Source organism: Flavobacterium gossypii (assembly GCF_014138495.1).
In the GTDB taxonomy this organism is placed as follows: domain Bacteria; phylum Bacteroidota; class Bacteroidia; order Flavobacteriales; family Flavobacteriaceae; genus Flavobacterium; species Flavobacterium endophyticum.
Window position 1 is genome coordinate 986,741 of record NZ_JACJIS010000001.1, and the last position, 14,317, is coordinate 1,001,057.

The 14,317-nt window shown below is 37.8% G+C and carries 15 protein-coding genes; 4 read left to right on the top strand and 11 right to left on the bottom strand.

The window, feature by feature from the left end; all coding sequences use genetic code 11:
* Nucleotides 1-13: 13 nt before the first annotated feature.
* Complete coding sequence (gene rsmH / locus GGR22_RS04705) at nt 14-922, bottom strand: 16S rRNA (cytosine(1402)-N(4))-methyltransferase RsmH (RefSeq protein ID WP_182492757.1); 909 nt, start codon at nt 920-922, stop codon at nt 14-16.
* The gene (gene mraZ, locus GGR22_RS04710) at nt 897-1,370 is read right to left on the bottom strand and encodes a division/cell wall cluster transcriptional repressor MraZ (protein WP_182492758.1); all 474 of its coding nucleotides are present in this window, start codon (nt 1,368-1,370) and stop codon (nt 897-899) included. The genes rsmH and mraZ overlap by 26 nt, the downstream gene beginning before the upstream one ends.
* A gap of 431 nt (nt 1,371-1,801) precedes the next feature.
* Between mraZ and GGR22_RS04715 the strand changes: the two genes are divergently transcribed.
* A complete protein-coding gene (locus GGR22_RS04715; protein ID WP_121375198.1) occupies nt 1,802-2,566 on the top strand; it encodes an alpha/beta fold hydrolase in 765 nt (254 codons plus the stop codon).
* Between the two features lie 98 nt (nt 2,567-2,664).
* A complete protein-coding gene (gene yihA, locus GGR22_RS04720; RefSeq protein ID WP_121375199.1) occupies nt 2,665-3,285 on the top strand; it encodes a ribosome biogenesis GTP-binding protein YihA/YsxC in 621 nt (206 codons plus the stop codon).
* Nucleotides 3,286-3,298: 13 nt separating this feature from the next.
* On the opposite strand, the gene gldC is transcribed toward yihA, so the two are convergent.
* The gene (gene gldC / locus GGR22_RS04725) at nt 3,299-3,640 is read right to left on the bottom strand and encodes a gliding motility protein GldC (protein ID WP_182492759.1); all 342 of its coding nucleotides are present in this window, start codon (nt 3,638-3,640) and stop codon (nt 3,299-3,301) included.
* Nucleotides 3,640-4,599 carry a gliding motility lipoprotein GldB gene (gene gldB / locus GGR22_RS04730; protein ID WP_182492760.1) on the bottom strand — a complete coding sequence of 320 codons (960 nt, stop codon included), beginning with the start codon at nt 4,597-4,599 and terminating at the stop codon, nt 3,640-3,642. Before gldB ends, gldC begins: the two co-directional genes overlap by 1 nt.
* A gap of 128 nt (nt 4,600-4,727) precedes the next feature.
* Between gldB and nadE the strand changes: the two genes are divergently transcribed.
* Together nadE and GGR22_RS04740 are read left to right on the top strand one after the other, a co-directional pair.
* Nucleotides 4,728-5,534 (top strand): NAD(+) synthase, encoded by an 807-nt coding sequence (gene nadE / locus GGR22_RS04735; protein WP_182492761.1) that lies wholly within the window; start codon nt 4,728-4,730, stop codon nt 5,532-5,534.
* 83 nt (nt 5,535-5,617) lie between these two features.
* Nucleotides 5,618-6,247, top strand: a complete 630-nt coding sequence (locus GGR22_RS04740; protein WP_121375202.1) for a response regulator transcription factor — start codon at nt 5,618-5,620, stop codon at nt 6,245-6,247.
* A 2-nt stretch (nt 6,248-6,249) separates the two neighbouring features.
* Here the strand turns inward: GGR22_RS04740 and dnaG are convergent, their stop codons facing one another.
* From dnaG to rlmN, 7 genes are all read right to left on the bottom strand, one after another.
* Nucleotides 6,250-8,226, bottom strand: a complete 1,977-nt coding sequence (gene dnaG, locus GGR22_RS04745; RefSeq protein ID WP_182492762.1) for a DNA primase — start codon at nt 8,224-8,226, stop codon at nt 6,250-6,252.
* A 129-nt stretch (nt 8,227-8,355) separates the two neighbouring features.
* On the bottom strand, nt 8,356-9,414 hold the full coding sequence (locus GGR22_RS04750; protein ID WP_182492763.1) for a coiled-coil domain-containing protein: 1,059 nt from the start codon (nt 9,412-9,414) through the stop codon (nt 8,356-8,358).
* Between the two features lie 34 nt (nt 9,415-9,448).
* Nucleotides 9,449-10,153 (bottom strand): hypothetical protein, encoded by a 705-nt coding sequence (locus tag GGR22_RS04755; protein ID WP_182492764.1) that lies wholly within the window; start codon nt 10,151-10,153, stop codon nt 9,449-9,451.
* Nucleotides 10,140-10,700, bottom strand: a complete 561-nt coding sequence (locus GGR22_RS04760) for an RNA polymerase sigma factor (protein WP_182492765.1) — start codon at nt 10,698-10,700, stop codon at nt 10,140-10,142. The genes GGR22_RS04755 and GGR22_RS04760 overlap by 14 nt, the downstream gene beginning before the upstream one ends.
* Before the next feature lie 148 nt (nt 10,701-10,848).
* Nucleotides 10,849-12,039, bottom strand: coding sequence for an aspartyl protease family protein (locus GGR22_RS04765; RefSeq protein ID WP_182492766.1), 1,191 nt, complete (start codon nt 12,037-12,039; stop codon nt 10,849-10,851).
* A 101-nt stretch (nt 12,040-12,140) separates the two neighbouring features.
* Nucleotides 12,141-13,121: a polyprenyl synthetase family protein gene (locus tag GGR22_RS04770; protein ID WP_182492767.1), complete on the bottom strand. Its 981-nt coding sequence runs from the start codon at nt 13,119-13,121 to the stop codon at nt 12,141-12,143.
* Between the two features lie 130 nt (nt 13,122-13,251).
* On the bottom strand, nt 13,252-14,295 hold the full coding sequence (rlmN, locus tag GGR22_RS04775; protein ID WP_182492768.1) for a 23S rRNA (adenine(2503)-C(2))-methyltransferase RlmN: 1,044 nt from the start codon (nt 14,293-14,295) through the stop codon (nt 13,252-13,254).
* Nucleotides 14,296-14,317 lie beyond the last annotated feature (22 nt).

Below are 14,317 nucleotides of genomic sequence, written 5' to 3' on the forward strand. Positions count from 1 at the left end.
TGCCATCTGAATACTATATCTTTTCTGCAATTCTTAGTTTCGCACTTCTAGCCCTGTTGTTGATTCTGATTTCTGCATCGTCTGGAACGATTAGTTTTCCAATTGTCTTGAATGGAACAGAAAAATTTCCGAAGAAATCACGTTCTGGCTCGCCTTCAAACATTCCGTTTTTGATGTATCTTTTTACCAATCGGTCTTCTAAAGAATGATAAGAAATCACGCTTAATCTTCCGCCAGGCTTTAATATTTCTAGGGATTGTTCCAAAAATTCTTTCAAGACATCCATTTCTTGATTTACTTCAATGCGGATCGCCTGATAGATCTGAGCCAAAATCTTATTGCTTTTATGAGCCGGCAAAAATCGGCTCAAGACCGCTTTTAGTTGTTCTGTATTTTTAATCGGCTCATGTTCTCTAGCTTCCAAAATGACTCTTGCAATTGCAGGGGCATTTTTTAGCTCGCCATAGTCATAAAACACGCGACGCAGGTTTGCCTCGTCATATTCGTTCACCACTCCGTAAGCGCTCAAATCATTTTTTTGACTCATTCTCATATCCAATTCCGCATCGAAACGTGTCGAAAAACCTCTTTCTGCCACATCAAACTGATGCGAAGAAACCCCTAAATCAGCCAAAATTCCATCAACGCTTTTCACGTTGTGGAATCTTAAGAATCTTTTTATGAATCTGAAATTTTCATTAATCAGCGTAAATCTTTCATCATCCAAGGCATTTGCCAGAGCATCTTCGTCTTGATCAAATCCAAACAGCCTACCGTTTGGACCTAGACGTTTTAAAATTTCTTTTGAATGACCTCCACCGCCGAACGTCACATCCACATAAACTCCATCTGGCTTGATATCCAAACCATCTACAGTTTCTTTCAACAAAACCGGATTATGATATTCCATTGTCGTCATCATTTATATTTCCCATTACGTCTTCCGCCAAATCTGCAAAATCTACATCATCGCCAGAAATTGATTTTTCATACAAATCCTTATCCCAGATTTCCACAATATTCACTGCCGAAGACAACACTAAATCTTTTGAGATATTTCCGAAAGCCACTAAATCTTTCGGGATTAGAAGCCTTCCCAAGTTATCGATTTCTACGACTTTTACGCCAGCCGTAAAACGTCTGATGAAGTCGTTGTTTTTCTTTACAAATCGATTCAGCTTGTTTATTTTCTGCATCATTAAATTCCACTCCGCCATCGGATACAGCTCCAAGCAAGGCTGAAAAACAGAACGTTTTAACACGAAACCATCGTTCAAAGAATCGGTCAATTGCTTCTTCAAAGGAGCTGGCAAAAGCACCCTTCCTTTAGCATCAACCTTGCATTCATATGTTCCAATGATGGTATTCAATGAGTTACGTTTTTTACTGTTTCATAGCAAATGTAGAAAAATAATTACCACAATCTACCACATTTTACCACTTTGTTGATAAGTTTTACCACTTTAGAATCAAAACAGATAATTAATAGCTTGCCAGAGCTTTAGGATTTGTTGTAGATATTTTAACTAAATTTAACTTTAGTCAAAAATTCGATAAGAGTTTTATGATTTTTGATGGAAATTTTAAAGATTTCAGAAAAAAGAAATTTTAAATATCCGCATCAAAAGAGCTGACCGATAACACTTTAGAAGACGAGAAATCCAAAAAAATATTTTCAGACGAAAATCCTTACAGCATAATAAATTCCATTTAAAATTTAAAGGTAAATTATCAAGCCAAAAATTCGTTTTTATCTATAAAATCATATATTTGTGTGAATTTGAAACGTCCAAAAAGATCAATGGAAGAACACTTAAAAAAAGAAGGTAAATACAAATATTTTGAAACTGGCGAAGGAACTCCAATCATTATTCTTCACGGACTGATGGGAGGACTAAGCAATTTTGACGGAGTTGCAGAATATTTTCCAAAGCATGGCTACAAAGTCGTTATTCCTGAATTGCCGATTTACACACAAAACATACTGAAAACCAACGTTAAGGCTTTTGCAAAGTATGTGAAGGATTTCATCACTTACAAAGGTTTTGACCGAGTTATCCTTTTAGGAAATTCTCTTGGAGGACATATTGCCTTATATCATACAAAAATGTATCCTGAAAAAATGCTAGGATTAGTAATCACCGGAAGTTCAGGGCTTTATGAAAGCGCTATGGGCGACAGCTATCCACGCCGCGGTGATTATGACTATATTCAGAAAAAAGCAGAAGATGTTTTTTACGACCCGAAAATAGCCACAAAAGAAATCGTTGACGAGGTATATGCGATGGCCAATGACAGAATCAAGCTAATCAAGACCTTGACTATCGCCAAGAGCGCCATTCGTCATAATATGGCGAAAGACCTTCCAAAAATGCACGTTCCTACTTGTATTATCTGGGGGAAAAACGACAAAGTTACGCCTCCCGAAGTCGCTGAAGAATTTGACCAATTGTTGCCTAACTCCAGCCTTTATTGGATTGACAAATGCGGGCATGCAGCAATGATGGAGCATCCGGATGAGTTTAACCGACTGATGCACGACTGGCTTCAGAAAACACACTTATAAATTTTAGCACAGTATACCCTAACCGCTGTTTGAAGGATTTTTCCAGAAAAACAGCGGTTATTTTTTTTGACTACCTTTGCAGAAATCGAACATCCGTTATGAAAATCAATTCCGCTGAATTTGTTATCAGCAATTCCGAAGTAAGCAAATGTCCGCAAGAGCGTCTGCCTGAATACGCATTTATTGGAAGATCAAATGTAGGAAAGTCTTCTTTGATCAATATGCTGACCAACCACAAGAGCTTGGCTAAAACTTCGGGAAGACCCGGAAAAACACAGCTTATCAACCATTTCAAGATCAACAACAATTGGTTTTTGGTCGATTTGCCAGGCTATGGTTATGCCCGCGTCTCCAAAAAGACAAAAGAAGTATTCCAGCAGTTCATTACGGATTATTTCGAAAAAAGAGAACAGCTGGTTTGCGCTTTTATATTGATTGACATCCGCCTGGAAGCACAAGCAATTGATTTGGAATTCATAACTTATTTAGGAGAAATAGAAGTTCCGTTTTGCATCATATTTACCAAAGCGGATAAAATCAGCAAGACGAAAATAGATTCAAATGTAGCTGCTTACCGCAAGAAGCTCCTGGCAAGCAATTGGGAAGAGATGCCTCCTTATTTCGTCACCTCATCGACCGAAGGCACCGGAAAAGAAAAAGTCTTGGCCTATATAGACGAAATCAACACCGAGGTTTTTAAAGACTTGAATAGTTTTTAGTTACAAATAAAAACTATTCTCCTTTTTTTAATTCCATTTTTTCTGCAAAGTAGTCGCAGAAATCTCTCATTGTATCCGACATCTTCTCATCGTCTGTCGCTCTCTGAAAAGTATCTGCCATTGCGACAAGGCTCTGGTGAAAGAATTTTTTCATTTCATCAACCGGCATGTCTTTTGTCCAAAGGTCGATTCTCATTGTTTCTTGAACATTGCTGTCCCAAAACGAAAGCATCATGGCTTTTGATTCCTCTTGAACAACGCCTCCATCTTGAGCGGCCCAGAAAAGCTTTTCTGGCACTCTGTTATCATCAAGCTCAACGGTTATTTTTATTTCGGAAGTTATTTTTTTAGGCATTACTTTTTAGGTTTGTATTTAGAATTATCAAAAATTTCTTTTGCATCGGTCTGCAATAATTGCTGCAAAGATACATCATTGTTTTTCATGTAGGAACGCACAATTTGCCATCCAATCCACATTCCGATCTGTCCGGGTGACTCATTATCGATTTCAAGATAAAACTTGGAAAACGGAGCTGGATTTATAAATCTTCCGGGCAATTTAGGATCAGAATCGTATAATAACTTCTCATCTACGAAATAGCGCCAAATGTATCCTTCATTTTCTTGGCTCCAAGTAATCTGTTCTGGCGTATAGCCTATCTTGTCTGCATCGGAAACTTGAGGAATCAGTACATCTTTCAAATATAGTTCTTTCCCGAAATAGATCATTTGAGAAAGCAGCGCTCTGTCTGTCGGAGGCGTTATTTTTCTAAGCGAAAAATCAGAGACAACATCTGGAAGGATTTGTGATTTTTCAAAAGTTCTTCTTTGGTATTCTGGAAAGCCTGAATAGAATTTATGGTCTTTTCCTAAATAAACATCCAATGAGATTAACAGCAAACTGTCCGCATAAATCACTTTACTTTGCGTATCGACTTCTGAAATCAGCGTTATAACTTTTGGAAGGTTGGTCTCTGGAAAATAATATTTGATATGGCGAAATAACTCTTCTAAATCACCTCTTTCTTTTTGAAAATTGCCAAATATTTTTTGAACTTCTGCATGCAATTCTCTCAAAAGTGGATTTTTCATCTTGTTTGTCCAAACCGTATCTTCATTTCCGGCTGGAAAAAAGTAAGGATACTGTCGTTTTATCTTGGAAAGATCTTCAGGAGGCGTTTCATAAAAAACCTTATCAAAACGCTCTACATCAAGCTCAACTGGCACTTCTTCTATTGCTTTTTCGACCTTGTCTTTTTTATCACAAGAAATAAAAAAAACAGTAAAAATCAATAATACAGTAAGTTTTCTCATTTATATTTTTGTTAGTATTTTTGTATTAAATCTTAACCTTAAATTATGAATTGTTTTTTTTAACTTTAATAGGCAAAAAAAATAAAGTGCAAATATACACTTCACGTATTTAAATTAATAAAATTGTAATGCAAAAAAACAATACGCTCCAAGCCGATAAGATCACAACCCATATTGCAAATTGGCTAAAGGACTACGCAACAAACGCAAAAGTAAGTGGTTTTGTTGTAGGAATCTCTGGAGGAGTCGATTCTGCAGTCACTTCAACGCTTTGTGCGCTTACAGGACTACCGACTCTTTGTGTAGAAATGCCAATCCATCAAGCGCCAAGCCATGTTTCAAGAGGACGGGAGCATATTGAGCAATTAAAAAAAAGGTTTTCTAACGTAGACAGCATCGAAACGAATCTAACTTCTGTTTTTGAGATGTTTAAAAGTATAGTCCCATCTGGCGACGACGAAAAAAAACTACATCTTTCCTTAGCAAATACTAGAGCGCGCTTACGAATGACCACTTTATATTACCATGCAGGAATACACAGTCGCTTGGTGGTCGGAACCGGAAACAAAGTCGAAGATTTTGGCGTAGGCTTTTATACCAAATATGGCGATGGCGGTGTAGATGTGAGTCCGATAGCCGATTTGATGAAATCGGAAGTATTTCAGCTGGCTGCTTTTCTAGGAGTTCCGACTTCTATTCTGAATGCCGCTCCTACCGATGGGCTTTTTGGAGACGACAGAAGCGATGAGGACCAGCTTGGTGCCAGCTATGACGAATTAGAGTGGGCAATGAATGCTGCAGAGGACGGAAAAGAAGCAAAAGATTTTTCCGGAAGAGAAGCTGAAGTCTTTTCAATCTATAAAAGACTTAATTACGTAAATCAACATAAAATGATTCCGATACCGATTTGCAAAATTTCGGAAGATTTGAAATGATTTTCATACAAACCTTATTTATTTTAAAAAAATTTAACTAAATTTACTAAAGGTTTATCAGTTTAAATTTAAAAAAATGCATTATGATTAAAATATGTTTAGCCGATAATCACCCTATCGTCCATTATGGAATAAAATCCTATTTTAAAGACAATTCAGAAATCAGTATCGTTGGACATGCTGAAGACTATAATACTCTGGAAGACATCCTGAGTAAAAAGTCTGTAGACATCGTTATCCTTGATCTTGATTTGGAAGGACTTTCGAGTATTAATCTTATAAAAGGAATGGTTAAAGACTATCCTTCCACTAAGATTGTGATTTTCACAAACCTTTCGGAGCAAATGTACGCCCCAAACGCTCTGAAAGCTGGTGTTTCTGCCTACATTCATAAGACTTCAAAATTAGAAGGACTTGCATCTGCATTGACTAAAGTATACGGCGGAGCTGTCGTATTTAGCGAGACTGTGAAGAAAAATCTTGCGCTGATTGGAAAAAGAAATAAATCGGAACGTCTGTATAGAAAACTTTCAACTCGCGAGATTGAAGTATTGCGTTACCTCAGCGATGGAAAAAAGAACAAAGAAATTGCAAAAATTCTTGACTTAAACGAAAAAACAGTAAGTACTTATAAATTGAGGCTTCTTACAAAACTAAACGTGACAAACCTCGTAGATCTTGTCAACAAAGCTAAAACTCTTGAGATAGTCTAGGCTTAGCTATAACGCGACATTACCCTGCCTAGTTTAGACGAAAAAGAATTGATTAGTTTATAATAATCCATTGCCATAGACAGTGTTTCTGTATTGTCTGAATCTGGGCCAGATGTAATGCTGCCTTTCAACTCCTCTATAATTCTGTCTACGAGATACCACCTCAATGTCAGAATTGTCTCTGAAACATATTGGCCTATGGTCTGGTCTTTTTGTTTTACGATAATATTTTGTCCTTCCCAGTTATGAAGAAGCTCCCTTTCCTCATACATTAATATGTCCGTAACTTCTTGAGCCAGTTCTGGCGCAAGATGCATCAGGTAATGCTCCATGTTGAAAGATTCGTTTTGATGGAAATAATTCACCAAATCGTTGTAGATATCTCTGAATAGCGGATTTGCAAGTTCTACTTCGTCTTCTTGAAGGCTCAAATATATTCTTTGGTATACTTTATATTCTTTTTTTTCGATTGCTTCTTCAATTTCGCCTTCGTCGTTGGTCTTGAGCAGTACATCTTCGAATTCTTCTTCCTTATTTCCATACAACAGAAGAATTTCGATTATTTTTCGCTCTAATTCATAAAGGACATCGATTTTTGGAGCCGTTTCTGAGTTTTCATTCTTTACGACTTCAAAAGCTTTCTGCTCTTGTTTTTGCTTTTTACCGGTATCCGTAACTTCTTTCTGCACAAGCTGTGCCAATGTATTGACCAAGACTTGCTCCGAGATATCCATTATTCTTGCCGTTTCCTGAAGATAGATTTCTCTTTGGATACGGTCTGGAATTTTTGAAATACTGGCCACCATATCGCGAATCAGTCCCGCTTTTTTGACAGGGTCATTCTTGGCTTCATTCATAAGCAACGAAGCCTTGAACTGAATAAAATCTTTTGAATTGGCTTCCAAATATCGCACAACCTCATCGTGAGAATTTTTTCTGGCGAAACTATCCGGATCTTCACCGTCAGGGAACGTGCACACTTTGACATTCATCCCTTCTTCAAGAATAAGGTCGATTCCTCTAATTGAAGCTCTTAAACCGGCCGCATCGCCGTCAAAAAGCACCGTGATGTTTTTTGTCAGACGGTTGACTAAACGAATCTGGTCGGGCGTCAGTGCCGTTCCGGAGGAAGCTACCACGTTTTCTATTCCGGCTTGATGAAATTGGATCACATCCGTATATCCCTCAACTAAATAGCAATTATCAAGTTTTGCGATGGCCTGCTTGGCATGAAATATACCATAAAGGACTTTACTCTTGTGGTAAATATCGCTTTCAGGCGAATTCATATATTTTGCGGCCTTCTTGTCGTTTCCGAGAATCCTTCCTCCAAAACCGAGCGTCCGTCCCGACATGCTTTGTATCGGAAACATCACGCGTCCTTTAAATCGGTCAAATTGCTTATCTTCTTTAACGATAGTCAATCCTGTCTTGTCAAGATAGTCGAGCTTATACCCTTTACCTAAAGCTTCTTTGGTCAAGGCATCCCATGATTCTGGCGAATAGCCTAATTCGAATTTTCGTATCGTTTCGTTGGTAAAGCCTCTTTCCTTGAAATACGAATAGCCGATAGCTTGGCCCTCTTCGTTATTGAGCAATATATCGTGAAAGTACTTTTTGGCAAATTCAGAAACCAGATACATGCTTTCTTTTTCATTTGCTTCTGCTTTTTCTTCTTGCGACTGCTCTGTTTCTTCTATTTCTATATTGTATTTCTTGGCTAAATAGCGAATCGCCTCTGGATAGGTAAAATGTTCGTGCTCCATCAAAAAAGCGACGACATTTCCTCCTTTTCCCGAGCTAAAATCTTTCCATATCTGCTTTACGGGCGAAACCATAAACGAAGGAGAGCGTTCGTCAGAAAAAGGACTCAGTCCCTTGAAGTTGCTCCCTGCTCTTTTGAGCTGCACGAAATCGCCTATGACCTCCTCGACTCGGGCGGTTTCAAAAACTGTATCTATGGTTGTCTTGGCTATCAATTATAAAGAAGTATTCGGTTTTAAGAGTTCAAAGATACGAAGATTTTCGGCTTGCATAAATACAAAAAGCGCTCACACCTTTTTGTCGGCATGAGCACTTTTCTACGTATTCACTAACTTAAACACTCTTTAATTTAAATCAAATCTAATTCCTACGGAAATATTATTTTGGTCTACTGGATTATCTCGGAAAATCGTATTCAGATCGTATTTGGCATACAAACTTATTTCGCCGTATCCGATATAGGCACTAAGTCCATAAATAAAATCGTTTACATTGAAATCGCCTTTGCTTCTTTCTTTTACGTTATGATTGTCGATTTCATAGCGCAAGATTTGTTTGGATTTTACATTTACTCCTCCATAACCTCCGATACCGAATCGGATGCTTTCATGCGAATGGAAGTAGGTTCTTTTTTCGGTAACGCGTTTTTTTGTGAAATCGAATTCTAGATGCACAGGAACTACCAAATAGACATTTCTAAAACGTGAATCCTTCAGATTGATTGGATTTGTCACCAAATTTGTCTGGTCGCCGTTTACCACAAAATTACGATTGTCCGTAGGGCGAAGATTGTTATACATCAACGACAGTCCGTATTTGGCATGCAAAAGGTTGTGGTTTTTCGCTAATCTTGTATTGAACGTGATTCCCCATTCGTAAAAATGCGATCCCCACACTCTATAATCAGAACCTTCAACAGAACTCAGGTCGCCTTCTGTCAGCGCATTGTTAAGACCAAAAGCAAAAACAAATTGTGATGTTGTCCTGGATTCGCTTCTAGTTCTTACGATAGAGTCTCTTTTTTTAGAGTCTTTATCCCAACTATCCCAATAAATACTGAAGGCTGTTTTTCTTCGTTCCGGAGGCAATTTGCCATCTACTTTTTCTTTCACTAAAGCGGTCAGTTTTGCTTCTTCGGTTCCGACTCTTTCTTCAATATTTTTTGCTCTGCTGTCGGCAAGCGTGGCTTTTTGGCTATCCGCTTCTTCTTGCGAAATTTCCCCATTGTCTAGCTGTTTGTTTACGGCTTCGACCTCTTCTTTTAGGGCATCTTTTTCTTCTTTTGTGATGGCTTCAATACGCTGTGCGATTGCTTTGGCTCTTTGCTCAAAGGTTTCTTGTGCAAATGCTTTGGATGCAAAAAGGCATAGCAATGCCGCTGCGTAAAAAATAATTTTTTGCATGATATTTGGTTTTAGTTTGTAAAGTCAGATTGATTTATTCGTTATTTCTATTTGCAAGAGACGTCTTTACATTTTCGTAATTCTTGCCGATGGATTTGACCACCTTGTCTCTAAAAGTTTCGTTCAATTCTCCTTCTACAGAAGAAAGCAAGCCTTTGGAATCTACTTTCACGCTCGATTTTGCAACGTATTTTTTGATAGACTGCGATTGGATTCTCGTTTCAGCTTCAGCCAAAAGCTGTTCTGATTCGATATACTTATTGGCTTTTGTCATCTCGTTTTGCCCAGCAGAAGCTATCATTTCTGTCTTTTCTTGCGTCGGCTGCAGCGCTTGGTCTTCTTTCTTCAAAGAAGTGGAAGACCCAGCTTTTTGATTCTTTTTTTGCACCGGCAACCTTGAAGCGATGGCTTCTGAATTAACTATCGTGATTTGATTTGATGATTTTATATTTTGTTCTTCTGGGGTCCTGTTTTCAACTGTTTTTTCAGTTTTTTCTTCAGTCACAACTACATCATTCCCTTTCTCTATTACCGCTTCTGATTGGTTGAAGAAGATTGTCCCGACCAATAAAAATCCCAAAAAACTTGCTGCGATATAGAGCCATGTTCTTTTTTTAGGTTTTTTCTTTTCGGCTACCGAAAGCATGGCATCCAATCTATCCCAGGCCATTTCAGAAGGCTGAATGGTCCTTTCGTCTAGTTTCTTTTTGAAATCCTTTTCTAGTTTATTCGGTTCCATTTTGAAAATTCTTTAGTTTGTTAATTTGTTCCTGCAACATTTTTCGAGCATGTGACAATTGCGATTTGGATGTCCCTTCGTTTATTCCGAGCATTTTCGCAATTTCCTGATGCTTGAATCCTTCAATAGCATAGAGGTTGAAAACCATCCTGTAGCCGTCTGGCAGACTGTCAATCAAAAATTGAATATCTTCAACATTGAATTGGCTGTCTGTATTATTATGAGTCTCTTCGAAATAAGTCTCATCTTCAATATATTTTACTTTTTTTTGAACCCTGATGAACGAAATGCATTCGTTGATCATTATTCTTCTGATCCAGCCTTCAAAGCTTCCTTTGTGTTCAAAGTTTTTAAGGTTGGCAAAAACTTTCATGAAAGCGGTAATCATCACATCTTCTGCTTGGTGTACATCTTTTATATATTGCCTGCAGACACTTAGCATCTTCGGGGCATGGCCGGCATAAATCTTTTGCTGCGCATGACGGTTGTTTGCGACAGCCTGGCTGATTATGTCTTTTTCCTCTTGATGTAAAGCGATTACTTTCATTTAGTGTTTTTGATCTTTGACTTGAACATTTCAATCAGTGTTCTATTAGCATAGACGAGATTCGTTCGAAAAGGGTTGCATGGGGTGTAAAAAAAATTCAAATTAAATTGCTTAAAGGTAGCAACCTCTTATAAAACAAGGGTTAAAGTTAAAATATTTTTTGCTTCTTGAGGGTTATCTTTTGTGTCTGCCCGTTTTTATTTACGTCTAATGTAATTTCGTTCTTGGTTTCTAAAAGCATGCTATATATTTTTTTGCATTGACAATAATCAAGACAGTCTGCTTTTTGTCCGTCAACAGCCACTATTTCGTCATTGACCTGAAGTCCTGCTTTTGCTGCTTCGGAATCTTTGAGCAACGTGGCTACTTTTGATTTCCCGTCGTTATATTCTATTGTGAAGCCAAATGTACTCCAGCCATCATTCACAGCAGATTCATTTATAGGAAGAAAATAGATCTGATCGTCCTTGAAATTCATTGTGACGATATAATCTTTTATGATTGGGTTGCCAATTAGCGGTTCGTTGTTTGTCGAAGTATAATAAATCGGCTTGTTCAGATAAAGGAGGTTTTTAATTTCGACCTTACCGGAGTTTATGATATAAATCGGCTCTTTGATAACACCGTTTCCGCCTTCAGTTCCGCCGCCTGTTAAAGTAATCGCATTTTCTATTCCGTGCTTTTTGGCTATTTTTTCAGTCATGCTGAATAACGTAGCGCTTCCTAAATCAAACATCATTTTTTCTTTCTTGTCGTTTATCTTTATTTCGATATAAGGCATGAGCCTGCTATTAAACGTAACAGGAACTTTCACAGCTTGTTTTAGATTCACTATCCTACTAATCTGGTCTGTTACTATTATTTTCTTATTTGGGTAATCAATCTGCCAGATATAATTTTTGATAATACTGGCTCCAATCAATCCGCCATCAATCGTACATTTTATAGTTGGCGATTCATCAAAATTCATCTGGAGCGCAACTATATCATGAAATATAAGTTTTCCGATATGCAAGCTGTCCACTTTTACGATGTTGATTTCTTTTTTGATTTTGTTGCTGCTTCCGACCGTCTGTTTCGTCAGTATCGGAAAGTTGTTTTTCGCCTGAATAGCATCGGTTATATTATTATAGCCGCCGGTATCAAAAATATAATCATACGTCTGGCCTCCTATCCGAACTTGAATCACGATTTCGTTATTGCGATATTCAAAAGGAATTTCATAATAAAAATCTTTGTTTTCTGACTTTGCGGTGTTGATCCAATTCAGAACTTCTTTAGGTTTTTGGGCATGTACATACGCTGAACAAAGAAAAAAAAACACATATAAGAATCTCATAGCAAAAGTATTAGGTTAGACATGCTATAGTCTAAGACGATACTGCTACAAAAAAGGTTGCATGAAGGATAAAATAATAGTTGTCAACGGATTGAAAGAAATTATTTTTTTCTTTCGATAACGTAATTTACCATCAAGGTAAGCGCGTCTTTATAAGGAGAGCTTGGAAAATCTTGTATCAGAAGAAGGGCTTCTTCTTGAAATTGAATCATTTTTTCTTCGGCGTATGCCAAGCCATTGTTGTTTTTGACAAACGCGATTACTTCCTTGACGCGTTTTTTGTCTTTATTATGGTTTTTGATGGAATTGATTACCCAGCTTTTTTCTTTTGGCGAACAGTGATTCAAGACATAAATCAACGGAAGCGTCATTTTTTGCTCTTTTATATCAATTCCAGTCGGCTTTCCGATAGCGTCATCTGTATAATCAAACAAATCATCTTTTATCTGAAAAGCCATACCGATAAGTTCTCCGAATTTGCGCATCCTTTCAATAATCTCGCTATTTTCTGGAAGCACAGAGCAGGCTCCAAGCGAGCAGCAAGCAGCAATCAGAGTCGCTGTTTTCTGGCGTATGATTTCGTAATAAATATCTTCAGTAATATCAAGCCTTCTTGCTTTTTCGATCTGGAGTAGTTCGCCTTCGCTCATTTCGCGAACGGCTACGGAAATGATTCTCAGTAAATCAAAATCGCCATTATCAATAGAAAGTAACAATCCTTTCGACAACAAGTAATCGCCTACAAGAACGGCAATTTTATTTTTCCATAAGGCATTGATGGAGAAAAAACCACGGCGCCTGTTACTATCGTCTACGACATCATCATGAACTAAGGTTGCGGTATGGATTAATTCGATGACTGAAGCACCACGATACGTCCTTTCATTGACTATGCCTTCAGAAACCATCTTGGCTGTCAGAAAAACAAACATCGGACGCATTTGTTTCCCTTTTCGGTTGACGATATAGTAAGTTATCCTGTTGAGCAAAGCTACTTTTGAAGACATTGCTTCGTGAAACTTTTTTTCAAAAAGTTCCATTTCGGCAAGAATCGGCTGTTTTATTTGCTCGGTGATTTTCATTGGAAACAAAGATACTATTTAAGTGTTAAAGTGCAAGAAGTGTCATAAGATTATAAAGTTCTCTTTTAAAAAAAGACGCTGTCAGGATTTGAAACCCTGACAGCGTCCTTGTATATTCTTTTACTCTAAATTATGCTTCTTTATTAGCCAATTGTCCGCAAGCAGCATCGATATCTTTTCCTCTGCTCCTTCTCACTTTAACAACGATATCATTTTTTTCTAAAGCTTTAATGTATTCGTTTATAGATTCTTCTGAAGCTTGCTGAAATTCACCATCATCAATTGGATTGTATTCGATCAGATTGACTTTGCAAGGAACGTATTTGCAGAATTTCACCAGAGCATCAACCGAAGCTTTATTATCGTTAATGCCTTTCCAGACAACATATTCATAGGTAATCTTACTTCTGGTTTTGTTATACCAATATTCCAATGACTCACGCAAGTCTGCCAACGGAAAGTTTTGGCTGAACGGCATGATTCGAGAACGAATTTCGTCTATTGCGGAATGGAGCGAAACAGCCAGCCTGAATTTCACTTCATCGTCGGCAAGTTTTTTAATCATCTTCGGAATTCCTGATGTAGAAACAGTTATTCTTTTTGGCGACATTCCGAGTCCTTCTGGAGATACAATCTTGTCAATCGCCTTGATAACATTATTGTAGTTCATGAGCGGCTCGCCCATGCCCATAAAAACAATATTGGAAAGCGGACGATTATGATAGAGCTTGCTTTCGTTATCGATAGCTAAAACTTGGTCATAGATTTCATCTGGATTGAGGTTTCGCATTCTTTTGAGTCTTGCGGTAGCGCAAAAATTACAATCGAGACTACAGCCAACTTGAGAAGAAACACAGGCTGTTGTTCTTGTATTTGTTGGAATCAAGACAGATTCTACTACTAAGCCATCGTGAAGACGTACTGCATTTTTTACAGTCCCATCTTCGCTTTTCTGCATCTGGTCTACCCTAATATGATTGATAACGAAGTTTTTCTCCAACATTTGGCGCGTTGTTTTTGCAACATTTGTCATGTCGTCAAAATTATGGGCGCCCTTGCTCCAGAGCCATTCATAGACTTGGTTACCACGAAAGGCTTTGTCTCCGTTGGATACAAAAAACTCGCGAAGCTGGTCTTTGGATAATGCTCTGATGTCTTTTTTCTCGATTTGCATGGCGCAAAGTTATATATTAGAA

Bases quoted from the DNA above. Each gene is read 5' to 3' on its own strand.
- GGR22_RS04765 (WP_182492766.1), bottom strand. From the start codon at position 12,039: ATGAGATTCTTATATGTGTTTTTTTTTCTTTGTTCAGCGTATGTACAT.
- GGR22_RS04715 (WP_121375198.1), top strand. From the start codon at position 1,802: ATGGAAGAACACTTAAAAAAAGAAGGTAAATACAAATATTTTGAAACT.
- GGR22_RS04755 (WP_182492764.1), bottom strand. From the start codon at position 10,153: ATGGAACCGAATAAACTAGAAAAGGATTTCAAAAAGAAACTAGACGAA.
- gldC (WP_182492759.1), bottom strand. From the start codon at position 3,640: ATGCCTAAAAAAATAACTTCCGAAATAAAAATAACCGTTGAGCTTGAT.
- rsmH (WP_182492757.1), bottom strand. From the start codon at position 922: ATGATGACGACAATGGAATATCATAATCCGGTTTTGTTGAAAGAAACT.
- gldB (WP_182492760.1), bottom strand. From the start codon at position 4,599: ATGAGAAAACTTACTGTATTATTGATTTTTACTGTTTTTTTTATTTCT.
- yihA (WP_121375199.1), top strand. From the start codon at position 2,665: ATGAAAATCAATTCCGCTGAATTTGTTATCAGCAATTCCGAAGTAAGC.
- GGR22_RS04760 (WP_182492765.1), bottom strand. From the start codon at position 10,700: ATGAAAGTAATCGCTTTACATCAAGAGGAAAAAGACATAATCAGCCAG.
- GGR22_RS04770 (WP_182492767.1), bottom strand. From the start codon at position 13,121: ATGAAAATCACCGAGCAAATAAAACAGCCGATTCTTGCCGAAATGGAA.
- rlmN (WP_182492768.1), bottom strand. From the start codon at position 14,295: ATGCAAATCGAGAAAAAAGACATCAGAGCATTATCCAAAGACCAGCTT.
- GGR22_RS04740 (WP_121375202.1), top strand. From the start codon at position 5,618: ATGATTAAAATATGTTTAGCCGATAATCACCCTATCGTCCATTATGGA.
- nadE (WP_182492761.1), top strand. From the start codon at position 4,728: ATGCAAAAAAACAATACGCTCCAAGCCGATAAGATCACAACCCATATT.
- GGR22_RS04750 (WP_182492763.1), bottom strand. From the start codon at position 9,414: ATGCAAAAAATTATTTTTTACGCAGCGGCATTGCTATGCCTTTTTGCA.